This is a genomic window from Streptomyces sp. NPDC088246 (genome assembly GCF_044741025.1).
In the GTDB taxonomy this organism is placed as follows: Bacteria; Actinomycetota; Actinomycetes; order Streptomycetales; family Streptomycetaceae; genus Streptomyces.
This window is the reverse complement of record NZ_JBIURV010000072.1, coordinates 1-23,880: the sequence shown is the minus strand read 5'-3', so window position 1 is coordinate 23,880 and position 23,880 is coordinate 1. Positions and strand designations below refer to the sequence as shown.

The following is a 23,880-nucleotide window of genomic DNA, read 5'->3' as shown; positions in this document are numbered from 1 at the left end:
ACTTCGTAGCCCTGATCCCCACCAGCTGCCGGGGCCGGATCCGTAGAGCCGGCACCGAGTAGAGGTCCGCCTCGAAGGCGACGAGGCAGTCCTTGCCGACGTAGCGAAGGTGCCGCTGAGCAACCACATACGGCGTGGCCGGCAACGGGCGGAGAGCCATGTGATCGCGGACCGCCCTCAGCCCGATGACCTCGCCGTGGGTGCCGTGAACCTTGGCCCGCCGCAGCGGAACCCAGGCCGCGAAGGCGGCGTTCAGTTCCTCGACCGAGGAGAAGGCGCGTCCGGCCAGGACGTGGTCGCGGACGATCAGGACCTGCGCTCGACCCGGCCCTTTCCGGTCAGCCGGGTAGGCGGCCAGGACGTCGGGATCGAAGTCGTAGTGCTCGGCGAACGCAACCGCCTCCGGATGCAGAGGAACGGCTTCCCCAGGGGCGACATGCCGGCGGACCACGGTCTTGGTGCGGTCGTAGACGATCGACATCGGGACACCTCTAATATGCGGGTCTCGATGTCAAGCCGCCGACCACGCTCAGGACGGTTCTGCCGGCGTTCTTGGTCAAGTTGCGGAGTGAACGTGCCCAGCGCAGGACGGTCTGGGCTCTCCTTGACCTGAAGTGCGATTGAGCTTCTAGCGTGTCCTCCAGTTGATCACCAGGCGACGGGAGAAGGCGCTCATGATTCTCGTGACAGGAGCCACCGGGAACATAGGAAGTGCTCTGCTGCAGGAGCTGCATGCGTGCGGTGCTGGGTCCCTGAGAGGTCTCACTCGTGACGCTGTGCGAGCTTCATTCCCCAAGGGGGTCGAGACGGTTCAAGGTGACTTCGCAGACATCGCTTCACTGAAGCCTGCACTGGAGGGGGTGCGCTCGCTGTTTCTCGTGTCGCGTGTGGGTTCGGATGCTGACATTCTCGGCGCCGCCCGGCAGGCGGGGGTGGTTCACGTGGTGCTGGTGTCGTCCATTACCGTCCAGACGCATCCCCACCTCGGCCCCGCCGACGAGAACCTGGCTGTCGAGCGGCTTCTCAAGGGCAGCGGCATGGCCTGGACGATTCTGCGGCCGACGCAGTTCGCCTCGAACGCCCTGTGGTGGGCGGCGTCCATCCGCGAGCATCAACCGGTCCGGGTGCCGTATGCGGACATCGGGCTCCCCACGATCCACCCTGCGGACATCGCGTCAGTGGCGCGGGTGGCGCTGACGAAATCCGGTCACCAAGGCCGGACGTATGCCCTGACCGGCCCGGAGCGGGTGACGGCCCGGCAGCAGGTTAACGCCATAGCCGTGGCACTGGAGCGGGAGGTGCCGCTCGCCGAGATCAGCCGGGAGGAGGCCCACCGTGACATGGCTGCGTTCTTGGGAGACGAGGCCGCGGATGCGGTGCTCGATGTGACGGGCGGGGACGTCAACGACGAGCTTCTGAAGGTGCGCGACACAGTTTCGCGGGTCACTGGCTCCCCTGCCCGGCGATTTCACCACTGGTTTTCAGAGAATGCCGCCGCCTTCCGTTGAGACGTCTGGTTCCGAGCATGTTCATGCATGCGTACTTGGCTGGGCTTCACACATATGCCGACAGGGTCAGGAGGCTTCACCGTCGAGTCGGCTGAGGAGTCCATCGAAGATCTGCTCCCGCGCGACCTGCCTCTTGGCCACCGCGTCGTCCCGCTGGCGTTCGAGGGTCGGGCGGAACTCGATCGTGGTGACGAAGAAGGTGCAGGACTCGCAGAGCGACTCGAAGTGGCAGTCCATTTCGACGGGGCGGGCGCAGTAGCCGTTGCCGAGCATGCGACGGTGCATCTCCCGGCGGAGCTTGGCCATCTCAGAGCCCTCGGCGTCGGCCGGCAACTGGCGCGGGGCGTCGTAGAGTGCCTCGAGCTTCGCCGAGACGGCGAAGTACTCGTCGGCGACGGCCCGGTCGGCGATCCGCGCGTAAACACGTGTCATGGACAACGACCGATGTCCGAGTAGAGCGGCGATGGCCTCCAGGGACATGCCTCGGTTGATCGCCTGCGTGGCCAGAGTATGACGGAGCTGGTGCGGTGTGACCCTGCCCAGTCCGGCCCGCTCGGCCGCCTTGCGGACCGCGGCTTCGATGCGGGAGGCATTGACCGGGCGGCCGTGATCGGTGAACAGCAGGTTCGAGCGCAGGCCCTCGGGCCGGTGCAGCAGCCAGTCGTCCAGCAGCGTCTTCAGCTGCGGATGCAGGGGAACGTAGCGGTCGGTGTGCATCTTGCCAACCGGAACACGGAGCCAGTAGGCGGACCCGATCTGCACGACCGCGTCGATGGTCAGGCCGAGCATCTCGCTGCGGCGCATCCCGGCGCGGGCGAGGATCTCGATGGCCAGCCTCGCGAACGGATCGGGGTCCTGGCGGGCGGCGGCCAGCAGCTTGGCGGCCGCGGCGTCGTCGAGGAAGCGCGGCAACGGCTCGTCCGCGATCGGGAAGTCGCTGTCGCACACCAGTTGGCGGAGCGGCCGGTCGGCGGCGTCCCACTCGTCCAGGCGGCGGAAGAAGCCGCGGAGTTTGCTCAGCCGGTCGCGGACAGTATGCCGGTGCAGCGGGCCCCCGCGTGCGGCCGGCCGCTCCAGCAGCCACTGCCGATAGCGTTCGACGTGCCTTCGCTTGAGCTCGGCGACGCAGGTGACGGCCGTGTCTTCGGCGGCGACCAACAGGGCGAACTCCCGTAGCGTCAGCTCGGCGTTCTTCACGGCGCCCGGCCGCAGTGTCCCCGCGATCTGCTGCAGATAGTGCTGCATAGTGTCCGCCATCCCGGCCGGGACACGGGCCCACTCCTGGGCTCGCATGTTGGCGTGGTCCGGGGAACGTCTGCGCGGGAGCTGGTCGGTCAACTCACAGTGGAACAGCGTCGCTTCCAGGTTGAACAGGGCGGTCGACAGGGCCTTGACGCCGCGGTTGGGGATACGGCGAGCCGCCTCCAGCAGGAGGCGGCGTCCCTCGTCCCAGTCGCTCTGCTGCAGTTCGTGCGGTTGCCTGCCGGACAGCGCGACAAAGTGGGCCAGCAGGTTGAACTGGGTCATGGCCACCGTGTCGCGAAAGCCGAGCGTGCGGGCGGTCTCCATGAACCGCAGATGCAATTCCGGCTCCGTGCGAGTGAGCACGATGCCCAGCCGCGGGCGTCGGGCGACCAGGTAGTCCGCCCCGGGTTGCAGACGTCCGGTGACCGAGAGCCAGCTGATGAACCGGTGAGTCTCATGGTTGAAGGCGAGCTGACGTTCCAGCGGCAAGCGACAGAAGCCAGTCAGGTCGCATCTCGCCCGGCTCCGTGAGAGCGGCGTGCTCGGCTCCCCGGATCAGTCTGTCTGACCTAATCCGCGGGGTTACGCGCGGAGATTTTCGAGCGGCAGCGCGGCGCTCAGCGCCCAACCGGCGTCCGCAGCCGGAGCAGCGCGCGCCGTTTGCACGGGCCGCTGCTCCTGCTCGTCACTTCGTCGAGGGCCGCTCGTATTGCTACGGCGGATGGACATGTAGCACTGCGTGATTGACATGAGCGCCCGTAGCTGATGCAGGAGACCTGGGGAGACTTGCGGGCATGCCGCCGCCGTTGGGCCCCGGGCCCGGGGGAGTCAGGCGGCGAAGGCGAGGTACGTGCCGACAGTGAGGCCGGAGAAGGTGATGAGCTGGCGGGGCTTGAGGCAGGTGAAAGAGGCGTGCATGGCGATGCCCGCGGCCACGGCATACGGCATGGTCTGCGGGATGAGCAGCGCCGGGGGCAGTGCGATCTCCGCCGCGATGGCGGTGATCGAGATCAGGTGCCAGAGGCGGACATCCTGGTCGGTGAGGTTGCCCATGTGGCGGCGGACGAAGCCGGGGACGGCGTACTGGCGCCGGTAGGGCAGTTGCTCCCTGACCTGGGCGTAGACGTGAATCCACTCGGCGAGGTAGAGGCCGGTGCGGAATTGGGGGGAGCGGAGTTTCTGCCAGGCACTGTTCCAGTAGATGTCAGTGGTGACCAGCACGAGGAGGCACTGTGCCCAGGTGTTGGCCGTGCTGGGGCTGTGCTCGATGTGGAGACCGTGGCCGAGGTTGCCGGCGGCCAGGAGGCAGGCTCCGGTCAGCAGGGTGAACCGGACGGCGTTGGGGCTCTTGAGGTAGAAGAGCTCCATGGCCGCTCCGGCGAGGATCAGCACGAGCGACAGCCGGGGGACGAGACCGGCGGCCAGGGCGATGGCGGCGGCCGTACGGACGAGCAGCGCGGGACGGTAGGCGCGGGCGAGGAGCCGGGCCCGGGTGGGACCGAAGCGCTGCTTCGCGAGGTGGGAGCTGAGCGAGCCGGGGGTGAAGCGGTCCCAGCCGCCCTGGCCGATGGAGAGGGCGAACCGCAGGACAAGGACGGTACCGAACACGATCCGGAACTGCTGGAGCCGTCCGGGGTCGGTGGGGTGCTGGAAGCCGGATGTCAGGGCGTCAAAGAACCACATGGCTGTCCTTCACCTCGATGGGCTGCTCTCCCTGGGCGTTCAGGAGGCGGCCGTGGCCGTCAACCCGTTCGTACCGGCCGCTTCGGGTTAGGTAGTTGAGGACTGCCTGGAGCTGAGGCGGTCCGAGGATGAACGAGCCCGGGGATAGGTAGTCGTAGACGTTTACGGGCTCGGTGCGGCCGTCTTTGGTGCCGGTGAGCGTGATGACGGTGAAGGTGGCCCGGCAGAACATTTTCCAGCGGAGCCAGCGGCCGGGCAGGCGGGTGAAGCCGGTGATCATCCATGCCACCACGGCGAGGGTGGCGGCCATCTGAGCAGCGGACAGCACGGACACGTGCATGGGCGGGAACCTCCGTGACGGGAGGGCGAAGGTGCGGTGGCCGGCCCCGTGAACAGGGCGGCGGGGGTCAGCGCTCCGGCTTGGCAGGCCGCTGCATCAGTGCGGCCGCGGCCTGGTCGAGGCTGATCTTCTGGTGCAGCAGGTCCGACATCACTTCGGTGATGGGCATTTCGACGCCGTGGCCACGGGCCAGGTCGAGGATCGCCTCCGCGCTCTTGACGCCCTCGGTGGTCTGCCGGGTGGCGGCCGTCGCCTGTTCGACGCTCAGGCCCTGGCCGAGATGAACACCGAAGGTGCGGTTGCGGGAGAGCGGGGAGGAGCAGGTGGCCACCAGGTCGCCCAGACCGGCCAGACCCGCCAGGGTTGCCGGGTGGGCGCCCATGGCCGTGGCCAGCCGGGTGGTTTCCGCCAGCCCGCGGGTGATGAGCATGGCAGAGGCGTTGTCGCCCAGGCCCATGCCCGAGGCGATGCCGACCGCGAGGGAGATGACGTTCTTCACGGCGCCGCCGAGCTCGCAGCCGGTCACGTCGGTGCTGGTGTAGGGCCGGGCACGCCACGACGCCGGCAACCTGAAGCTCACCCTGACCAACCCGTCGACCGCCGACGCGCACCTCACCGTGACCAACGCGTACGGCGGCGGGCGCCAAACCTAAACGGTCCGCGCCGGCGCCACCGTCGTGCAGAGCATCGACCTGCGCGCCACCAAGGGTACGACCTGACGGTCGTGGTCGAGGGCAACGCCGGATACCTGCGGCGCCTGGCCGGGCACGTCGAGAACGGTCAGGTCGGCGTGAGTGACCCGGGCATCGCAACTGTGTGAGACCCGTGCCCCTCCGCCCGGTGGACGGAGGGGCACACACACCCGGAGCATGACGAGGCATCAGCGTGACGTGCCGGAGCTCACCACCCCGCGAGTACGCAATCCGCGACGCGATCCCGGCGGGCGGCTCAACCGCGCTGAGCACGGATGAGGTCGCGGTACCACGCGAAGGACGCCTTCGGGGTGCGGACCTGGGTGTCGTGGTCGACGTGGACGAGACCGAAGCGCTGGTGGAAGCCCTCGGCCCATTCGAAGTTGTCCATCAGGGTCCAGGTGAAGTAGCCGCGCACGTCCACGCCCTGGGCCACGGCGGTGTCGACGGCCTGGAGGTGGGTGTCCAAGTAGTCGATGCGGTCGAGGTCGAGGACGGTGCCGTCCGCGTTGACGACGTCCTCGGTCGAGCAGCCGTTCTCCGTGATGTAGACCGGCGGGAGTGCCGGGTAGCGTTCCTTGAGGCCGACGAGCAGTTCCCGTAGGCCGTCGGGGACGACGGGCCAGTCGAAGGAGGTGCGGCGGTAGCCCTCGATGGGGGCCTCTTCGAACGGCAGTCCCTCGGACGCCGGCGCCTGGATCCGGGTCGGGTTGTAGTAGTTGATGCCGAGCGCGCTCAAGGGGGCCGAGATCAGTTCGAGATCGCCGTCCCGCACGGAGCCGCCGAGGGTCGTGTCCGCGCCGAAGTCCGACAGGTCCGGGTAGGTGCCCGTGAGGATCGGGTCGTTGAACAGGCGGTTGTGCAGGTTGTCATAGGCTCGCGCGGCGGCGTGGTCGGCGGGGGAGTCCGAAGCGGGCCAGACCGGGGTGCAGTTGTTGGCGATCATCACCTGGAGGCCGCGCGCCCGCAGCTCCCTCAGCGCCAGGCCATGGCCGAGCAGTTGATGGTGGGCGACCGGCAGGCAGTCCAGGAACAGGGTGCGGCCCGGTGCGTGAGTGCCGAGACCGTAGCCCCAGACCATGTGGATGAACGGCTCGTTGAGTGTGATCCACTTCTGGACGCGGTCGCCCAGCCTGTCGGCCATGATGGCGGCGTACTCGGCGAAGCGGTGTGCGGTGTCGCGGTTCAGCCAGCCGCCGCTGTCCTCCAGGCCCTGCGGGAGGTCCCAGTGGAACAGGGTCGGGACAGGTTCGATGCCGCGTGCGAGCAGGCCGTCGACCAGCCGGTCATAGAAGTCCAGACCCCGGGGATTGACCTCGCCTGTGCCGGTCGGCTGGATCCGGGGCCAGGCGATGGAGAAGCGGTAGCCGGTGAGGCCCGCCTCGGCCATCAGCGCGATGTCCTCCTCGTACCGGTGGTAGTGGTCGCAGGCCACGTCACCGGTGTGCCCGTCGCGGATTGTGCCTGGCCGCGCGGTGAAGGTGTCCCATACCGAGGGTCCGCGGCCGTCCTCCTTGGTGGCGCCCTCGATCTGATACGACGCCGTCGAGGCGCCCCAGATGAAGTCCGCGGGGAGATGGTCCAGTGTCACGTCTAACCTCCTGAAACATGAGCAGGGCTCACGTTAACCCGCTCGATGGGATGATGGAAGCGTGAATCAAGATCGCACCGCAGGGACGCTGCGCCGGCTGCCGGTCCAGAAGCGCAGCGCCGAACGCTTCGAACGGCTGCTGGACGCTTGCGCCGAACTCCTGGACGAGGTCGGCTATGCAGGGCTGACCACCAAGGAGGTGGCCCGCAGGGCCGAGGTGCCCATCGGCACCCTTTACCAGTTCTTCTCCGACAGGGAGGGGCTGATCGGTGCGCTCGCCGCCCGCAATCTGGAGTCCTTCCTGGGGCGGGTCGCGGACCGGCTGGAGCAAGAGGAGCCCGAGGGTATCTCGGGCATCGTGGATGTGACCGTCGACGAGTTCGTCACCATGCGCCGGACGATCACCGGTTTCGGCGTGGTCGACTTCGGCGCGGTGGGACAGGACCACATCCTGGAGCCGACCCTGGACAACAACACCGCGGTCGCCGGAAGGCTGCGCTCACTGACCGCCTCCCTGATAGGGGTCCAGGACGACGCCGAATTCGAGATCGCGGTGCGGGTGGCCCTGGAGTGCGCCGACAGCGTGCTGCAACTCGCCTTCCGTAGCGATCCGCTGGGCGACGCCCAGCTGATCGCTGAGTGCAAACGAGTCCTCAACAGCTATCTGAACGATCGACGCCGGTGACCGGCCCTAGCGGACGGCCTTGACCTTCCAGACCAATACCGCGCCCAGCGCGGACATGGCCGTCGAGCAGAGGAACAGCGAGCTGTAGCCTCCCGGACCGCCGAGCACGACCGAGGCGATCGGGGGGACGAGGACGTAGGGCAGGGAGGTCATCAGGTTGGCCAGGGCCATGTCCTTGCCGCGGTCCGCCGAGGCGGGGAGTACCTCGGTGACCAGGGCGGTGTCGACGGCCAGATACACGCCGTAGCCCAGGCCCAGGATGACGGCCGCGACCAGCGTCATGGTCCACGTGGGCGACAGCGCGAGCGGGACCGCGGCGACGGCCATCGTGACGCCGCCGAGGAAGACCAGCATGCGCCGCTTGCCCAGCTTGTCGGAGAGCCAGCCGCTGAGAATGACCGTAGAGATCGTGGCCAGGCAATTGATGCCGATCACGATGAGCAGACCGTCCTCGGTGGACTGGCCGGGGAACAACTTCTCGTAGTGCAGTACGTCGTCCAGGAAGTACGGCAGGTAGAGCGTGCCCATGCCGTAGCCGAGACCCATGATGAAGCGGGAGCTCATCGCCCAGACGAAGTCGGGGTGCGCGCGCGGGCTGATCCGGTAGCCGTCCAGGAAGGTGCGCAGCGAGAACGGCTCGCGGTGCAGGCGGGGCAGCGGCGGATCCTTCATGGTGGTCGCGAACAGCAGTATCAGGAGCGGCAGTACGGCCATCAGCAGGTACTGCGAGACGAAGCCCGTGGCCAGACCGATCAGCAGCCCGCCCGCGATCAGGGCGCCCGCCTGCGGGACCATGGCCCAGCCCAGCACGGCGCCGCGCTGGGCGACCGGGACCTGGTCGGGCACCACCGGGGAGAGTCCGGCACCGATGATCATGAACGAGGCGGACAGCACGAGGGAGCCGAGCGCGACCCCGACGACCGTCGTCTGGAGGCCGGTGAAGACCAGCGTCGCCATGCAGACCAGCGAGCCCACGAGCATCCACGGCCGGCGGCGGCCGAACCGGCTGGTGGTGCGGTCGCTGAGCGCGCCGGCCAGCGGTGCGATGACGATGCCCGAGATCGCGCCCATCATGCTGACCCAGGCGTAGCTGCCGACCTTCCCCGCCGGGTCGATCTGGGCGATCTGCTCGGGCATCAGGAACGTGGTGGGCACCTGCATCGGGATGAACACCCCGACGTTGGCCAGGACATACAGGGCGACCCAGCCGGGGCCGACCCGGCGGACGGGCTCGGCGAGGGCCTCGGGGCGCTCGGACAGCCGGCTGCGCTCGGGGCGCTCGGGCAGCTCGGGGGCAAGGCTCATCGGGACACTCTCTTGAGGTGGACGAGCTCGCTCGTCCAGTCGAAGGACAGCAGCGGCGGGAGGCCGTGGCTGAGCAGGAGGGCGCCCTCGTGGACGGCGCCGGTGGTCTCGTCCCGGTAGCGGGCGTCGGGGTCGAGGCCCTTCAGCCGGGTGCGGGCGACCGAGCGGGTCAGCGCGGACGGCTGGAACTGGAAGACGACGACCTCGTTCTCGGTGAGGTACTGCACGGCGTCGTGCTCCAGGCGGTACTGGATGCCGCCGTGCACCACGGGCCGGATCCGCTTGTACTGCTCGACCAGCATCCGGGCCCAGGCCAGATCCTCCTCGCTCCAGTTCCGCAGGTTGCCGCCGATGCCCATCGCCCCGGCCATCGAGACATGGAAGCGGTACCGGATCGAGGTCGGGCGGGCGGTGAAGCTGTGCGGGCTGTCGGTGACCCAGGCGCCCATGGTCCGGGCGGGCAGCAGCTGGCAGTGGCCGTGCTGGATCGCGACCCGGTCGGCGGCGTCGGTGTTGTCCGACGTCCAGACCTGGTCGGCGCGGGCCAGCACGCCCAGGTCGGCCCGGCCGCCGCCGCCCGCGCACGATTCCAGGTACAGGCCGGGACGGGCGGCGCGCAGCTGGTCCATCACCTCGTAGACCCCGCGCGTGTGCTCGATCCAGACCCGGTCGGGGTCGGCGGCACCGGGCTGCCCTGCCTCGCTGAAGGGCCGGTTCATGTCCCATTTGAGGAAGACCACGTCCAGCTCGGTGACGGTCCTGACCAGCCAGTCGACCGCCCATTCCCGGACGTCGCGGCGGGCGAAGTTCAGCACATGCTGGTGGCGGCGCCGGGTGCGGGTACGGCCGTCCTGGCACAGGATCCAGTCGGGGTGCGCACGGTAGAGGTCGCTGTCGGGGTTGACCGCCTCGGGCTCGACCCACAGGCCGAAGCCCATGCCCAGCATGCGGACGTGGTCGGCGAGCGGGCCCAGACCGTACGGGAAGCGGTCGGGGTTGGGCCACCAGTCGCCGAGCCCGGCCATGTCGCTGGTGCGCGCGCCGAACCAGGCGTCGTCCACGACGAAGACCTCGACGCCGAGACCCGCGGCCAGGTCGGCCAGGTCGGTCTGCTGCTTCTCGCTGATGTCGAACTCGGTCGCCTCCCACGAGTTGAAGATCAACGGGCGTTCGGCAGGGCGGGCGGGCAGCACCTCACGTTCGATGTAGGCGTGCCAGCGGCGGCTGGTGCCGCCGAAGCCGTCGGGGGCATACAGCCCGGTGAAGACGGGGGTCTCCAGACGCTCGCCGGAGGCCAGCTTCCAGACCAGGCCCTCGTGGCCGAACCCGCCCGTCCAGGAGGCGCGGCCGTAGGAGTCGCGGCGCAGGGTGATCCGGCGGCTGCCGCTCCAGGCCAGGGCCGCGCTCCAGACCTCGCCGTGCTCCTCGGCGGCGTCCTGCGCGTCGAGCATCAGCCACGGCCCGGCGTGCTGTCCCGTGATGCCGAGGCGGCTGGTGAACACGGTCTCCCCGACGGGCACCCGGTCGCGCCGGAGTTGGAACTCCCGGCCCCATTCCCCCACCACATGACTGACCCGGTAGTCGTCGCGGGCGGGCAGCGTCCAGGCGGCGGAGTCGAACCGCAGGACGTCAACCGGCTCGTCAGCGGTGAGGACGGCCCAGCGCTCGATCTGGTCATGGCCGTCCCGGAGCCGGTAGTGCAGGTCGAGACCGAGGGAGCGGACACGGTCGGTGAAGGAGAGCGTGAGCAGGTCGTCCTCGACCGTGTGCGAGAGGAACCGCCACTCGAAGCCACGGACACCGTCGTCGAACCGGACGGTCAGCGACGGCGCCCCGAACCGCAGGCCGCCCTCGACCACGTACTCCTCACCCCCAGGGTCGTCGCCGCCGGGGTCCTCGTCGGGCAGGTCGGCCGCGATCACGACGGCCTGCTCCGGGGTCAGCGGGCGGCCCCAGTGCACGTGCCGGGGGACGTCGTCGGCGTCCAGCCGGAAGGCGTACGAGGTGCCAGGGGTGCTCAGGAGCCAGAGGCGGGCTTCGGAGTGGTGAGTGATCACGAAAATCCTCAAACGTGAGTAGGGCTCATGTTCTGCTCATACGTTAGGCATGCGAGCCCGCAACGCCAAGCCCCTGACGGGGGCTATCGAATTTCGCGGCGTGTGGTTCCCTGCGCTCTGCGCGGCTCGGTCGGCGAACGCGCCGGAAAGTCAGCCGGGGCCGGCCGGATCAGGAGAGCTGATTCGGCCGGCCCCGGCCCTGGACACCGCCTCACGGGTGCGTCAGTTGGCGTAGACGCCGACCTCGCGAAGTGAGTAGCCCCACTGGGTGCCGCGCTCCAGCCCCTTGATCCGTATGTAGCGCGCCGGAGTTCCGGCGAAACGCGCCGTGTCCAGGCCACCGTCACCGGCGGTCGTGGACCAGACCGTCTTCCAGGCCGTGCCGTCATCCGACAGCTCGACGCGGTACGACTTCGCGTACGCCGCCTCCCAGTCGAGGGTGACACGCTCGACCGGCTTCGAGGATCCGAGGTCGATCCGCAGCCACTGGTCGTTGTTCCACTCGCTGGCCCAGCGGGTGCCGTCGTCGCCGTCCACGGCCTTGCCGGGCGCGAAGCTGACGAACGGGTTCCACCATTCCGACGAGGACGCCGAGGCGGTGGCGCCCGAGGCCAGGTTCGCCCCGGACGTGTGCTGCTCGGTGTTGCCCCAGGTGCGGAGGTAGGACTCGGCGCCCGAGAAGAGGTCGTCCACGACCCCCTGGCCGCCGACGATCCGGATGTCCTCGATCCAGTCCGGGACCATGCCGTAGTGCGCGGCGCCATCGGTGTTGAAGTCCCATGTGCGTTCGCCGGCGGTCTGCTTGTCGATCACCGAGCCGCCGTCCGTGCTGGGGAAGGGGTACTTGACCGGGTTCGGGGTGTCCCCGCCCCGCGGGGCGGGCCAGCCGCCGACACCGTTCATGTCGGTGCCGTAGCCGTAGCCGACCTTGTACTTCTCGCGCAGCGCGTCCGTGCGCTCGGCCTCCGCGCTGAACGCCTCGGAGCCGCTCATGTACTGGGCGGCGAACCCGCCGAGCTTGTAGAGCCGCTCGGTCCAGCCCAGGTCCATCCAGCTGTGCGAGGAGATGGCGCCCGGGTACGACTCGGACTCCAGGATGTCGAAGGCCTGATCCGCGGCCTTGACACTCATGTGGTCGAGCTCCAGCATCATGTGACGTTCCATCATGCCGCGCACCGCGTACGCACCCAGGCCGGTCAGCCCGCGGGTGTTGCACTGCGCGTCCGAGGCGTACGAGGGGACGGCCACCCCCGCCGGCAGCTGCTTCTCCGCCCCGGGTGCCTTCGCGTTGCCGATGGGGTTGTCGTGCTGCGGGCCGCGGCAGGTCTCCGTCTTCCAGAAGGTGCCGGTCGACAGGAACTGGCCCACGTTGATGGCCGTACCGAGGGCGCCGGAGTCGTAGCGCACCCCGCACAGGGCGTTGTCGAACTTGTGACACAGGAACATGCTGCGCACGCCCAGTTGGTGCAGCTCGTCCAGGCCGCGGTCGATGTCCTCCTTGCTGCACTGCGCGACGCCCAGGATCTGCTTGCAGCCGAACGGCTCGGAGGTCTCGACCCCCAGGACGACGGCCAGCTTGCCCTGCTTGATGACCTCGCGGGCCTGCGCGCTGTCGGTGACGATCCGGAACCAGCCCTTGCCCGGGCCGCCGTACATCTTGTCGATGAAGGCCTGCATGTCGTACGTCTTCTGCGCCTCAAGACGGATGGCGGTCATCTCGTCGCAGCTGCGGTCCTTGAAGAAGTAGACCGAGCAGATCACGCCGTTGGTGACCAGGTCGTTGACCAGCACCCGCTGGCCGCCGCGCCAGGCCCGCTCGATCCAGGCGTAGTAGTTCTGTTGGTGGGTCAGCGAGTCGTGGGCGGGCCAGTCCTTGAACGTGGGCCACCCGTTGGGGTCGTGCTTCCCGTCGCCCTTGGTGATGAAGTCGAAGACGGCGCCCGTGCCGTCGGGGTAGTGCTCGGGGCAGTCCTTGAGCGCGTCGGCGACGCCCTGCTCCGAGAACGGCTTGCCGCAGATCAGCCGGCCGCCGAAGCCCTCGTTGGACATGATGTGGTCGTGGGCGTCGACGAAGCCCCTTACACGCCCCTGGGCGTCGGTGCCCTTGAAAGGCTCGCCCGTGACGCCGATCTGCGCGTCGGGTGCGGGCCGGGCGGTCGGATCCCACCAGTTGGGCTCCGCCGCGGAGCTGGGCATCGGGCCGAGTGCCAGGGTCATCACGGCGAGGAGCAGTGACACCACCGTGAGGGATCTGAGTCTGCGGTACGGAGGTTGAACCATGGTCATCGCATAGATCCTTAAATGTGAGCGGGACTCATGTTCTGCTCATAACTTAGGGATACGAGCCCGCAACGCCAAGCCCCTGACGGGGCCATCGTCGGGAAATGAGGAAGAGCACCCCACCGGAAACGGGGTGCTCGCACGCCTGCTGTCGAGATCACGGAGCGTACGGGTGCCTCGGACATGACGGGCGCGTACGCAGGCACCTGCGGGGACGGGCGTGACTGCGGCGCGGGCAGCCGCTGCGCCGTGACCCATTGTCCGAGGTCTTCGCCCTACACGAGCCGGGTGTAGTGCAGCCTGTGCTCTTGACCTGCGGCATCACGGCGCGGGACGGCCGGTGTACAACTACGCGCAACCGGCTCGCTCGGGAGCGATCACGGCGTTGCATTTCTTCTGCGCGCGACATGCTCACCGCGTCGCACACGACGACTGTGCCGGAGGCATTCGGCCATCAGTTGATCGGCGGAGCATTGCCGTCAACCCATGGCTTTGGCGGCACGGACGACGCGGGCAGGGCGAGTACGCGCGCGAGCGCGGCGGTGACGGGGGTGAAGTGGCCCGGCAGGTACTGCGACACCCAGTAGCGGCTATTGCAAGGAAGTTGGTCAGGTCATGCTCGGCACCGTCGAGCAGTCGGCGGAACTCCGTGATGGAGAGCTCGATCACCGGGCTGTCGTCCTGCTCGGCGTCGACGGTCAATCGGACGGTGTCGGCGAGGCGCTCGGCGAACGGATCGGGGTCGTGGCCGAAGGAGGCGTGGCCGCTGCCGTCGACGACCTTGTGCCAGTCACGCCAGTCCTCCAGGCCATTGCAGCAGCCGGGCAGGAAGGTGATGCCTGAGGAGCTGTCCGTGACTCGCATGCCACCGGCCGCGAAGAGGCTGTCGAAGGTCAGCAGCCCGTGCAGGAACGATCCGAGCGGGTCGGCGGGCCGGGGCGGCCGGTTGTCGAGTTCAGGGTCGATGTCGTTGCAGCCGACGATGCGCATCACCGCTGTCCCGACCTCGGCGGGGGCGAGCTCACCGCTGAGTGGCAGGTAGCCGAACGACTCGATCTCGGCGACGGGCCAGAGGGCAAAGCCATCAAGGGGGTAGATCTCCAGGACAGGTTGCATCACGATCACCCGGGCAGTGTTCCGCATCCCCCGCCCGCCCCCTTTGCGTCGGGGGCCGCCGGGGCTTGAGGCGAGGTGTTGTGGAGGGCTCGCACGGCGGGTTCGCGGTGGTGCTGGGCGGGGATCGACCGGCGCAGGTCCGCGGTGCGGGCGTGGCTCAGGGTCGTCTCGACAGGTGGCGACCAGCCGGCCCGGAAGCCGAGTTGTGCTCCGCGCGTGGTAACTCGGTTGCGACGGGCTTGGTCACCTGGGCGAAGATACCTGAGCCGAGAGACGGATGAGGTACGCGAAGCGATCGCAGGCGAGCTTCGCCTTATGGACCCCAGCGTGCGCATGTCACGCTCGCTTGCCCGACAGCTGATGGACCCGGGCTTCGTAGAGGTCGGCGCTTCGGGGCGGCGGTGGACGTATGACGAGATGCTTGGGTCACGTCCGGTGGCGTGGTGTATCGACGGCCACCTGCTACCGCCGCACCGCCAACTGGGACGACCCGGGTCGTAGCGCGGCAGCAGTGGGATCGTGCGGCCGTCCCGTGTGTGGCGCCGGACGATGGACGCGATCACGCCGAACAGCTCCGCGGACATGGGGATGACGCGTACCCGGTCACTTTTGGATGGAGCGACTACGAGTGGGGCAATGACTTCCCCGCCTGGCCGCTGGTATTGGCGGATGCTGAGATGGGTGAGTTCGAGTGCCTCTTCGACCAGGCGTGCTGCGCGAGCTGTTCGACGAGACTGCCCCGCAGGACGGCGTCCTCGGCTCGCTCAACCAGCTGCTGACGATTGCCTCGCGTGCCGCCGCGCTCACGCTGCTGGACGGCGCGGCGGCCCGGCCCGGCCGCACCCACGACATCACCGTCGCCCGCCACGATCACGTCTTGGCCCACCTGCGCGCCGCCGGTCTCGGCGCCCTCGCGGACCTCGGCTTCCGCGGCCTGGACAACGACGTACGCGACCCCGTGGTCGTCACCGGTTTCACCGCTACCCGCGTCCACAAGCTCACCCCCGGCCAAAAGACCGCCAACCGGGTTCTCGCCACCGGACGCGCACCGGTCGAACACGGCTTCACCCACCTCAAAAACTGGCGGATCCTCACCAAGCTCCGCACCGACCCCGCCCGCGCCAACGCGCGGTCCTTGATCTGACCCGCACGCAGTTTGGTGATCATTTAGTGGATCGCTTCGGTCCCGGAGTCGAGGGTGTACCGCGAGCTGGGCGGCAGGGTGCTCTTGCCCGTGGCGAGCCGGTCGATGTTGAAGGTGGAGAAGCCGTCGTCGAGGGCTTTGGAGACGTACGAGTAGCGGGAAGACTTCACCGGCATGTCGTAGTAGCTGTCGTTGTAGGTGGAGCCCGGCACCAGCAGTTGAACGGTCTTGCTCGTCTTGCCGCCATTGCGTGGCTGACACAGCTCTCCGTATATGTGGGCCTTGCATATCTGCCTGACCGTTACCAGGACCTGCACTTCGTCACAGCGGGCGTCAGGGTGTTTACTCTGTACGGCGCTGGTGACGGACGCGGTGTCGGCGTGGGCGGGGGCTTCCGCCTGTGCGGAAGTGATCGCCGGCACGGCGAGCCCGACCACGGCGATCGCAGCCATGGAAGCGACTATTACCTTGGCTTTCGTTGACATGGTGTGACGCTGACGTGTGGTCATGTTCATCTCCAAAGGGCCGAAGAGGGGTATCGGTGCGGGGCACGGGGGCGTAGCCGGCCGCCGCTGGGGCGCGCGATGGGAGGGGACGGCCGTGCGGGAACGGTCCGGGGCCGCTCAGGGCGTGGGGCCGCGGCGAAGGTGACGGCCTTGCTGACTCTCCCCCGGGCTGCGGGCGGCATCGTGGTGCGCGAACGGGCGCTTGACAGGGGGAGTTGCCCCGTGTGCGTCGGCCAAAGGCCGCCGCCGGGGCTTACCTGCCCCGGGCGCGAGCCCGGCGACGGCCCGCCGCAGCGGCGGCGCCTGTAGCGGTTTCGCGCAGCGATCTGTCCAGCCGGAGCGGGCCCGTGGCTTCTAGTTCTGCGGGCTGCCGAACCAGCGGGTCGCGGCCTGCTGGAACGCCTTAAGGTCGAGAGCTTGATCGTCTACCCAGGCCACAATGCCGTCCGGGCGTATGAGCAGGGCGTTGAATCCGAGGTCGTTGCGTGCCGCGCCGGGCGCGTACTGGATCCGGCCCTGCCAGCTCTTGGCCGCACGCTGCAGCGCGTGGTCGCCGGTGAAGTCGAGGACCACGCCCCGGCCTTGGCGCAACAGATCACCGAGGCGAGTGCCGTCCTCGAAGTGGAAGTCGGGGGCGGTGCTGCCGACGAGCGGCTGCGCGCTGCCCAGGGCGTAGCGGTTGAACCCGGTTGTCTTCCGGTAGGCGAGGGTCGTTCCGTCCGTGGTGCTCAGCAGCTCGTGGACCAGCTGCCGCAGCGCGGGGGCATTGGGGCCGGGCTTCATGGTGGCGACCTGGGCGCGTGACCAGTCCAGGATGGCGGCGCCGACGGGGTGGCGCTCACTGGTGTAAGTGTCGAGCAGCCCTTCGGGCGCGGCGCCGTGCACGGTCGCGGCGAGCTTCCAGCCGAGGTTGGCGGCGTCACCGATGCCGAGGTTGAGCCCCTGGCCGCCGAGGGGGGAGTGGATGTGCGCGGCGTCGCCGGCGAGCAGGACGCGGCCCTTGCGGTAGGTCGTCACCTGCATCGCACGGTCCGTGAAGCTCGATGCCAGATGAACATCGGTCAGCGTCAGGTCGGTATCGGTGATGCGGCGCAGGACCTCCTGGAGGTGCTCACGGGTCAGCAGCTGGGAACGGTCGAACGTGCCGCCGTCGAAGTCCATCATGCCCAGGTGCCCCTCGAAGGGCGTACGCAGATACATGCCGTTCGGCGTCAGGTTGAAGCCGAGTGGCAGCTGCTGCGGGTCGGTGAAGGTGACGCGCGCGACGTAGCCGGTGAAGAGCGGATCCGTGCCGACGAAGTCGAAGCCGGCGAGGCCGCGCACCGTGCTGCGGCCGCCGTCGCATCCCACCAGGTAGCGCGCCTGGTACTCCTGTCCGGCTGCCGTGACGGCGACGGACTGTTCGTCCTGCGTCACAGCCGTGACGGGAGCGCCGCGGACGATGTCCACGCCGAGCGCAATGGCACGCTCGGCCAGGACCTTGCTGACCGCTTCGAGGCTGGTCATGAAACCTTCCATCGCCGGGCTGGGCAGCCGGAACGGGAAGGCGGACACGTCGATGTCGGCCGCGTCCAGGCCCATGCCCGCGAAATGGCTCACGTCCCGGGGAGCTGGCGCCTCGATCGCGTCGGGGGCCGCGCCAACTTTCTTCGCATCGGCGCCGGAAGCGTCAATCACCGCTTCGAGCAGGCCGCGGCTATAGAACACCTCGGCCGATCCTGCGCTCAGGCCGCGCAATCCGAGCGGGAGCGCCTTGTAGGGCGAGGTGACCTCCTCGTCCCGCTCCAGGACCAGGACGGAACAGCCGCCCAGGGCGAGCTCGGTGGCCAGGAACAAACCGACCGGGCCGCCGCCTGCAATCACTACGTCACGCATGGGAGATACCTTCCTGAAACCGCACGCTGGGGACCCGGGCCGGATGGGACAGGTCAGCCGAGCCGGGTCAGGCCATCGAGGACGATGGCGATGCCGGTGAGGAACTGCTCGCGATCGTCGTGCTCCCTTATCTGACCGACGATGGCGTGCGTGAACGGGTAGTCCTCGGGAGCGAGGTCCTGCCAGGCCGTCGCCGTCGCTCCGAGAAACTCGGCACGGTCGGGCTGGACGGTCGAGGTGTCACCGTCGATGCGGGCGTTCTGGCTGACGGCCCCGAGGATGTAGTGCACAAGCGTCGAGGCGGCGTCGAACCAGGAAGCCTGTGGCACACCCAGCGCGCCCACCTGACGGCCGATCCTCTCGAAGATCCCCACCGTCACCGGGCCGAATGGCTTCCGGACGATCTGCAGAGTCAGCCGTGTCGCGAGCCACTGGTGCTCGGCGATCGCGTCGAACAGTGCCAGCGCGACGCTGCGGATCTTGTCCTCGGGCGTGGCCGCGGCCGAGGCGGGCTTGGCTGCCAGCGCAGCGGTGACGACCGTTTCCGTTGCCATGTCCAGCAGCTCGTCACGGCTGCCCACCCGGTAGTAGATCGCCCCGGACCCGGTGGACAGGCGCTCGGTCAACGCTCGAGTGGTCAGCGCGCTCTCGCCACCCGCATCGAGCAGCTCGATCGCAGCCTCGATGATCTGCTCCTGGGAGAGCACTTGGTTACGCCGCTGAGGCCGGCGGGTTCTCGTTGCCATGCCTCCACCGTGACACACTTGGAGCGCCGCACCAAATTGGTGCAACGCTCCAACTGTTTCAGCGTACCTTCCGAAAGTGCCCAGGCGCTTGTTCGACTGACGTCAGGTGAGGGGTGGACGGAACGGAACGACGTTGTCGGCGGCCGACTCTTCCCGCTGGATGAGAACCGCGCTGGCCAGGGTCAGGTTGGTCACCAACTGGCGGAGTTCTGCGATCTCTTATCGCTGGTTGGAGATTAGTCGACTTGAGTCGGGTGACGGTTTGCCGCAGTCGCTTCTCCGTCTCTGGCATCTGCTGGGTCTCGGTGCGGATGCGCTCGTAGAACTCGATCTTCAGGTCCGCGTGCCGCTTCATGAGGGCCATACGGTGGACGCCGGCTTCGACGGATGCTCGGGCCCGGGTACCGTCCTGAGTGCGACGTCAGAACGGAGTCCATCATGGCGCAAGACGCTGAAAATGGCCCTCACACGTTCGGTCAGCGGGTCCGACGAGCACGTGAACGGAGAGGGCAGGCACGGCCGGTGCTCGCTGGTCTCGTCGGCCGCAGTACGGAATGGGTTAAGGCCATCGAGAATGACCGCCTGGGCATGCCACGCCTGCCGCTCCTTCTTCGCCTGGCGGAGGCGCTCGGCGTGGACGATCTCGCCTTGCTCACCGGTGATGAGCGTCTGGCGACCGCCACCTACACCAAAGGAGCCCACCCCTCGCTCCTGCGAGTGAAGGAAGCGCTGACGGACTACAACGTGCTGGCCCGCGACGAGGAACCCGCGCCGGCGGCAGCGCTCGCGACGAGGGTCCGACATGCCTGGCAGTCATGGCACGGCGTCGGTGACCACCGCACCCGCGTAGCCGACGTCCTCCCGGCTCTGCTGGCGGACCTCAAGCACGCCTCCCGCGCGCACGATGGAGCCGATCGTCGGCGGGTCCAGGTCAGCCTCGCGCAGGCCTACCACCTCGCACAGCTGTACCTCTCTTTCCAGCCCGCGCAGGAACTGGTGATGCTCACCGGCGACCGGTCCATGACCATCGCTCAGGACGCCGACAGCCCGCGCGCCATCGCCGCCTCAGCGTGGTACCTCAACCATGTATTCCGCGACGCCGGGGAACGCCACGAGGCCCGCGTCGACCTGGCGATGAAGTCCATCACGCTGCTCGACCCGGACCGCGGATCCGAGGACATCACCCTCGGCGGTCTGCTGCACCTGGCCGCCGCTCTGTCGTACGCGAAGGTCGGGCAGAAAGGCAACGCCGAACGGCACTGGGACAAGGCAGACGAGGCCGCCCACCGTCTCGGCGACGGCTACGCGCATCCCTGGCTGATCTTCGGCCAGGACATGGTCAACGCGTACGCGATCACCATGAACAACGATCTCATCCGGTCGGGCGCGGCCGTCGACGCGGCAACGCACATCGACCTCGGCACCATGCCGTCGGCCACCCGCCGCAGCTTCCACCTCATCGAAACAGCGCGCGCGTACAGCCTGGAGGGCGAGTCCGTCGCCGTCGTGCATCTGTTGAAGAAGGCGTACAAGGCCAGCCCGGAGACGGCGAGGTACAACCTGTTCGCCAGGGGTGCGGCCGTGGAGTTGGCGGAGAACGGCAGTGCCGTCATCCGCGACGACGTGCGCGGTCTCGCGCGTCAACTCGGGGTCGCCGCGTAGGGGTACAACCTGTACCCCTCGGAGAGGGGGTAGCGACTGTACCCGTCGCTACCCCCTCCGGCATTTACGGTCGTGCTCCGACCCACCACTGACCCGAGGTCTGGCGATGCCCGGCGCCTGGCTCGCGTGGCGCTGTGCGCATGGGGCCTGGACGACGCGGCGGAGACGGCAGCGCTGCTGCTGTCGGAACTGGTCACGAATGCGGTCCGACATACCCATGGTCCTGCGGTCCGCATCATCGTCGACCGTCCCGCGGACGACCGGGTCTATGTGGCCGTGATCGACCGGGCACCCCAGCGGTTACCGGAAATGCGCACCCCAGCCCCAGATGACGTCAACGGGTGCGGCCTGGTCCTGGTCCTGGTCCTGGTCCTGGTCGACGAGCTGGCCGACCGATGGGGCTACGACCTGATGGGCTCCGGAACGCGACCGTGGGGTAAACGCGTATGGGCTGAGATGCAGGTGAGCGGATGACCAGGACCGATGACCTGCCGGGGGTCGGCGACGAGGTGATGGAGGGCAGGGTCCGCGCGATCGTCACCGACATCCGGGGCGGTGTCATCTGGCTGCGTGCCACCGGGCGGGAGGAACGGCCGGCGGAGAACCCGACGCAGCTGAAGGTGAGGTGGACCCGCGCCGAACTGATCGCTGCGGGGGATCTGTGAGAACCCGCCGCAGGAGCGGGCCGTAGCCAGCCCAAGAACCCCGCTGCCCGTGCCTCCCCCGTCACGGGCAGCGGCCGGAAGCGGTGTTCTGGAACCCGCCCCGTGATGGGTTCCGGGACACCGCTGCGTTCCAGTTCTGGCGGTGTCAGTTGACCCGGAGGGTCAGGTTCTTCGGCCAGGGGGCCTGGTTGAGGCAAGTCAGCCGCGGGATGCGAGCGCGTGACCACGAGAGCCCTGCTTCGCGGCTGGTGTCCGGGCTGGGTGGCTCTGTTCACGAGTTGCGACAGCAGATGTACGCCTCACCGAGCAGCGCGTGGATGGCGGCGTGTTCGATGTTCATGAGAAATGACAGCGGCCGTGGGGCGGCCGGCCCCGGATTCGCATCCTCCGGTCGAGGACTGTGCTCGATCACAGCCTGGTGGCCAGCCAGATGGTCATGGCCGCGGTGGCGGTGAGCCCGACGTTGAGTGCGATCCGGCGGTCTTCGCCGGTCAGGTGGACGGCGATCGCACCGGTCTGCAGGAGGACGAAGCCGATGGCTGCGGCCGGCGCCAGCGAGGGCGCGATGCCGGTCAGCGGTGGCAGGACCAGGCCGGTCGCGCCGAGTATTTCGACCGTCCCCAGCGCCCTGAGGGCGGGCAAGGGTATGCGGTCGACCCAGGCCATCATCGGTCGGAGCTGATCGCGGCTGCGGATCACCTTCAGCGTGCCTGCGTAGAAGTAGAAGAGGGCGAGCAGTCCCGCGACGATCCAATAGGCGATGTTCATGGTTCCCGTTCATGGGCCACCGGTTCACGGGGCCCTCGATTGCGTCGATGGCCAGAAGAGCCCTGGAGAAGGCTGGTCCGTCGTCCGAGGGGTCGGACCCGCCGAAAGACGGGAGTGGCACGGCCCCGCGGTCGAAAGGAGCGCGGCCGGGCCGTCCATCCGTCGACTTCAGGCGAGGTCGGTGGCGGGCTCGGTCGCGTAGCGGCTCATCGCGTCGATGTTGGCCTGTCGCGTCAGCGGCCGGCCGCCGGCGAGCACCTCCTGGAGGTCTCGGAAGTACTGCACGTACAGGTCGGGGGTGAATGTGCTGAGCATGACGGCGGGCTGGTCGGTCGGGTTGGCGAAGGTGTGAGGGGTACCGGGCGGAACCATCACGAGCGTGCCCGTGGTGGCGTCGCAGTCCTCGTCCCCGACGGTGAACCGCACGGTGCCGGAGAGTATGTAGAAGCCCTCGTCGTGTTGGGCGTGGCGGTGCTGCGGCGGTCCCTGGGTGTGCGGGGCGAGGACGGACTCGGCGATCGCGAGGCGGTGCCCAGTGTGGCTGCCGTCCTCCAGAACGCGCATGCGCGTGGTGCCCAGAACGATCGTCTCGCCGTCGCCGGGACCCACCACCGATACGGCGGGGTCGGCCTGCGGCTCGCTGGTCTTCGCTTCTTCGGTCATACTCACGAGTGCACCGCCGGGACCCCGCCAGTGTCCAAGACCCATCCCGCAGCGCCGATACCCCGTGGGTATCGTTGCAGCGTGGAGCTACGGACCTTGCGCTACTTCGTGGCGGTCGCCGAGGAACTCCATTTCGGCCGGGCCGCCGCCCGACTGCACATGAGTCAGCCGCCGCTGAGCCGGGCGATCAAGCAGTTGGAGGCCGATGTCGGGGCCCTGCTCTTCGCCCGCTCGCCCACCGGCGTCACGCTCACTTCGGTGGGCACGGTGCTGCTCGACGAGGCGCGGGCCCTACTCGACCACGCCGACCGCGTCCGTGTACGCGTGAGCGCGGCGGCCGGCATCGCGACCATCACTGTCGGCATCCTGGGCGATGGCACCGACCCGGGAGTGTCCAGGCTGGCCGCCGCCTACCGCCGAAGCCACCCCGGCATCGACATCCGCATCCGCGACACCGACCTGACCGACCCGACGTGCGGGCTGCGCGCCGGGCTGGTCGACATCGCCCTGACCCGGGCGCCGTTCGACGAGACTGCCCTGACGGTGCGTGCGCTGCGAACCGATCCGGTCGGCGTGGTCCTGCGCGCCGACGATCCGCTGGCCCGCCGCGACCGGCTGCGGCTGGCCGAGCTGAGCGACCGCCGCTGGTTCCAGTTCCCGCAGGGCACCGACCCCTTCTGGCAGTCGTACTGGAACGGCGGCAGGCCGCGCGAGGGCCCAGTGGTGCGCGCCGTCCAGGAATGCCTGCAGGCCGTGCTGTGGAACGGCACGGTCGGCCTGGCCCCGCTCGGACACGACCTGCCCGCAGAGCTGGCCGTGGTACCGCTGATCGACATGGCGCCGAGCCGAGTGGTCGCGGTGTGGAACGAAGGTGACACCAACCCGTTGATCCGATCCTTCGTCGAGATCGCGACAGCCGCGTACCGCCACTGAGCACAGGCAACCGGCGCTGCCGCATCCCGTGAACAATTCGAACGCCGCGGCCCTCGGAACTGCCTCCCAAAGCGGTGAACATCTGCTGTCCCTTCTCGGGTTCTGGCTCAACTTCCGTGAAGGGGACACGCTGAGTGACGACTACCGTTCCGATCAGCCTTCTGGGAGTTGCCTGAAAATGGCCAGTGCCAATCTCGGTGTGGCCAACAGTTCAGCGTCGTGGAAGAGATCTTGCTCCGGCTGGAGGAACTGTTGTTTCCGTCGTTTGCGGACGTGGCCGTGCTGTCGGCGGAGGTGAACAACGAGGCGTTACGCGTAGTGGGGCTTTGTTAGGTACCCCAAGTGATCCTCGTTGGATAGATTGTGATCTTCTTTCAGTTGTGACTCCTGAGGAGATGGAAGAGGTCCGTCCGCGT

At 68.5% G+C, this 23,880-nt stretch carries 20 protein-coding genes and 3 pseudogenes; 8 read left to right on the top strand and 15 right to left on the bottom strand.

Features of this window, described 5'->3' with window-relative positions:
- Positions 1 to 40 precede the first annotated feature (40 nt).
- Positions 41 to 160: pseudogene (locus ACIPEK_RS42195) on the bottom strand (Mu transposase domain-containing protein); the annotation flags it as partial.
- 514 nt (positions 161 to 674) lie between these two features.
- Between ACIPEK_RS42195 and ACIPEK_RS42190 the strand changes: the two are divergent.
- The gene (locus ACIPEK_RS42190; protein WP_402007632.1) at positions 675 to 1,508 is read left to right on the top strand and encodes an NAD(P)H-binding protein; all 834 of its coding nucleotides are present in this window, start codon (positions 675 to 677) and stop codon (positions 1,506 to 1,508) included.
- 66 nt (positions 1,509 to 1,574) lie between these two features.
- Here ACIPEK_RS42190 and ACIPEK_RS42185 read toward each other — a convergent pair whose 3' ends face one another.
- The 5 genes and pseudogenes from ACIPEK_RS42185 to ACIPEK_RS42165 all read right to left on the bottom strand — a co-directional run bounded on the left by ACIPEK_RS42185 (position 1,575) and on the right by ACIPEK_RS42165 (position 7,059).
- Entirely contained in the window at positions 1,575 to 3,242 is a 1,668-nt protein-coding gene (locus tag ACIPEK_RS42185) for a tyrosine-type recombinase/integrase (RefSeq protein ID WP_402007630.1), read from the bottom strand.
- A 339-nt stretch (positions 3,243 to 3,581) separates the two neighbouring features.
- Entirely contained in the window at positions 3,582 to 4,436 is an 855-nt protein-coding gene (locus ACIPEK_RS42180; RefSeq protein WP_402007628.1) for a hypothetical protein, read from the bottom strand.
- The gene (locus tag ACIPEK_RS42175; protein WP_402007626.1) at positions 4,423 to 4,776 is read right to left on the bottom strand and encodes a hypothetical protein; all 354 of its coding nucleotides are present in this window, start codon (positions 4,774 to 4,776) and stop codon (positions 4,423 to 4,425) included. The genes ACIPEK_RS42180 and ACIPEK_RS42175 overlap by 14 nt, the downstream gene beginning before the upstream one ends.
- A 67-nt stretch (positions 4,777 to 4,843) precedes the next feature.
- A pseudogene (locus tag ACIPEK_RS42170) lies at positions 4,844 to 5,323 on the bottom strand (NAD(P)H-dependent glycerol-3-phosphate dehydrogenase); the annotation flags it as partial.
- Positions 5,324 to 5,724: 401 nt separating this feature from the next.
- Positions 5,725 to 7,059 carry a GH1 family beta-glucosidase gene (locus tag ACIPEK_RS42165; protein WP_402007624.1) on the bottom strand — a complete coding sequence of 445 codons (1,335 nt, stop codon included), beginning with the start codon at positions 7,057 to 7,059 and terminating at the stop codon, positions 5,725 to 5,727.
- Between the two features lie 61 nt (positions 7,060 to 7,120).
- Between ACIPEK_RS42165 and ACIPEK_RS42160 the strand changes: the two genes are divergently transcribed.
- The gene (locus tag ACIPEK_RS42160; RefSeq protein ID WP_402007622.1) at positions 7,121 to 7,744 is read left to right on the top strand and encodes a TetR family transcriptional regulator; all 624 of its coding nucleotides are present in this window, start codon (positions 7,121 to 7,123) and stop codon (positions 7,742 to 7,744) included.
- Between the two features lie 6 nt (positions 7,745 to 7,750).
- Here the strand turns inward: ACIPEK_RS42160 and ACIPEK_RS42155 are convergent, their stop codons facing one another.
- The 4 genes from ACIPEK_RS42155 to ACIPEK_RS42140 all read right to left on the bottom strand — a co-directional run bounded on the left by ACIPEK_RS42155 (position 7,751) and on the right by ACIPEK_RS42140 (position 14,529).
- A complete protein-coding gene (locus ACIPEK_RS42155; protein WP_402007620.1) occupies positions 7,751 to 9,049 on the bottom strand; it encodes an MFS transporter in 1,299 nt (432 codons plus the stop codon).
- Positions 9,046 to 11,106 carry an alpha-galactosidase gene (locus tag ACIPEK_RS42150; RefSeq protein WP_402007618.1) on the bottom strand — a complete coding sequence of 687 codons (2,061 nt, stop codon included), beginning with the start codon at positions 11,104 to 11,106 and terminating at the stop codon, positions 9,046 to 9,048. Before ACIPEK_RS42150 ends, ACIPEK_RS42155 begins: the two co-directional genes overlap by 4 nt.
- 222 nt (positions 11,107 to 11,328) lie before the next feature.
- On the bottom strand, positions 11,329 to 13,392 hold the full coding sequence (locus ACIPEK_RS42145) for a discoidin domain-containing protein (RefSeq protein ID WP_402007616.1): 2,064 nt from the start codon (positions 13,390 to 13,392) through the stop codon (positions 11,329 to 11,331).
- A 405-nt stretch (positions 13,393 to 13,797) separates the two neighbouring features.
- Entirely contained in the window at positions 13,798 to 14,529 is a 732-nt protein-coding gene (locus ACIPEK_RS42140; RefSeq protein WP_402007614.1) for a hypothetical protein, read from the bottom strand.
- 288 nt (positions 14,530 to 14,817) lie between these two features.
- On the opposite strand from ACIPEK_RS42140, the pseudogene ACIPEK_RS42135 reads away from it, so the two are divergent.
- Together ACIPEK_RS42135 and ACIPEK_RS42130 are read left to right on the top strand one after the other, a co-directional pair.
- A pseudogene (locus ACIPEK_RS42135) lies at positions 14,818 to 14,937 on the top strand (DUF4440 domain-containing protein); the annotation flags it as partial.
- A 256-nt stretch (positions 14,938 to 15,193) separates the two neighbouring features.
- Positions 15,194 to 15,646, top strand: a complete 453-nt coding sequence (locus ACIPEK_RS42130) for a transposase family protein (protein ID WP_402007612.1) — start codon at positions 15,194 to 15,196, stop codon at positions 15,644 to 15,646.
- Between the two features lie 23 nt (positions 15,647 to 15,669).
- On the opposite strand, the gene ACIPEK_RS42125 is transcribed toward ACIPEK_RS42130, so the two are convergent.
- The 3 genes from ACIPEK_RS42125 to ACIPEK_RS42115 all read right to left on the bottom strand — a co-directional run bounded on the left by ACIPEK_RS42125 (position 15,670) and on the right by ACIPEK_RS42115 (position 18,773).
- On the bottom strand, positions 15,670 to 16,098 hold the full coding sequence (locus ACIPEK_RS42125) for a hypothetical protein (RefSeq protein WP_402007610.1): 429 nt from the start codon (positions 16,096 to 16,098) through the stop codon (positions 15,670 to 15,672).
- Between the two features lie 408 nt (positions 16,099 to 16,506).
- Positions 16,507 to 18,027 (bottom strand): FAD-dependent oxidoreductase, encoded by a 1,521-nt coding sequence (locus ACIPEK_RS42120; RefSeq protein ID WP_402007608.1) that lies wholly within the window; start codon positions 18,025 to 18,027, stop codon positions 16,507 to 16,509.
- A gap of 53 nt (positions 18,028 to 18,080) precedes the next feature.
- Positions 18,081 to 18,773, bottom strand: coding sequence for a TetR/AcrR family transcriptional regulator (locus ACIPEK_RS42115; protein ID WP_402007606.1), 693 nt, complete (start codon positions 18,771 to 18,773; stop codon positions 18,081 to 18,083).
- 387 nt (positions 18,774 to 19,160) lie between these two features.
- On the opposite strand from ACIPEK_RS42115, the gene ACIPEK_RS42110 reads away from it, so the two are divergent.
- The 3 genes from ACIPEK_RS42110 to ACIPEK_RS42100 all read left to right on the top strand — a co-directional run bounded on the left by ACIPEK_RS42110 (position 19,161) and on the right by ACIPEK_RS42100 (position 21,100).
- Positions 19,161 to 20,435 (top strand): helix-turn-helix domain-containing protein, encoded by a 1,275-nt coding sequence (locus ACIPEK_RS42110; protein WP_402007604.1) that lies wholly within the window; start codon positions 19,161 to 19,163, stop codon positions 20,433 to 20,435.
- Between the two features lie 72 nt (positions 20,436 to 20,507).
- On the top strand, positions 20,508 to 20,909 hold the full coding sequence (locus ACIPEK_RS42105; protein WP_402007602.1) for an ATP-binding protein: 402 nt from the start codon (positions 20,508 to 20,510) through the stop codon (positions 20,907 to 20,909).
- Positions 20,906 to 21,100 (top strand): hypothetical protein, encoded by a 195-nt coding sequence (locus ACIPEK_RS42100; RefSeq protein ID WP_402007600.1) that lies wholly within the window; start codon positions 20,906 to 20,908, stop codon positions 21,098 to 21,100. Before ACIPEK_RS42105 ends, ACIPEK_RS42100 begins: the two co-directional genes overlap by 4 nt.
- Before the next feature lie 408 nt (positions 21,101 to 21,508).
- Here ACIPEK_RS42100 and ACIPEK_RS42095 read toward each other — a convergent pair whose 3' ends face one another.
- Together ACIPEK_RS42095 and ACIPEK_RS42090 are read right to left on the bottom strand one after the other, a co-directional pair.
- Complete coding sequence (locus tag ACIPEK_RS42095) at positions 21,509 to 21,868, bottom strand: DoxX family protein (protein ID WP_383080052.1); 360 nt, start codon at positions 21,866 to 21,868, stop codon at positions 21,509 to 21,511.
- A 168-nt stretch (positions 21,869 to 22,036) separates the two neighbouring features.
- Complete coding sequence (locus ACIPEK_RS42090) at positions 22,037 to 22,531, bottom strand: cupin domain-containing protein (protein WP_327270881.1); 495 nt, start codon at positions 22,529 to 22,531, stop codon at positions 22,037 to 22,039.
- A gap of 81 nt (positions 22,532 to 22,612) precedes the next feature.
- On the opposite strand from ACIPEK_RS42090, the gene ACIPEK_RS42085 reads away from it, so the two are divergent.
- Entirely contained in the window at positions 22,613 to 23,464 is an 852-nt protein-coding gene (locus ACIPEK_RS42085) for a LysR family transcriptional regulator (protein WP_402007597.1), read from the top strand.
- Positions 23,465 to 23,880 lie beyond the last annotated feature (416 nt).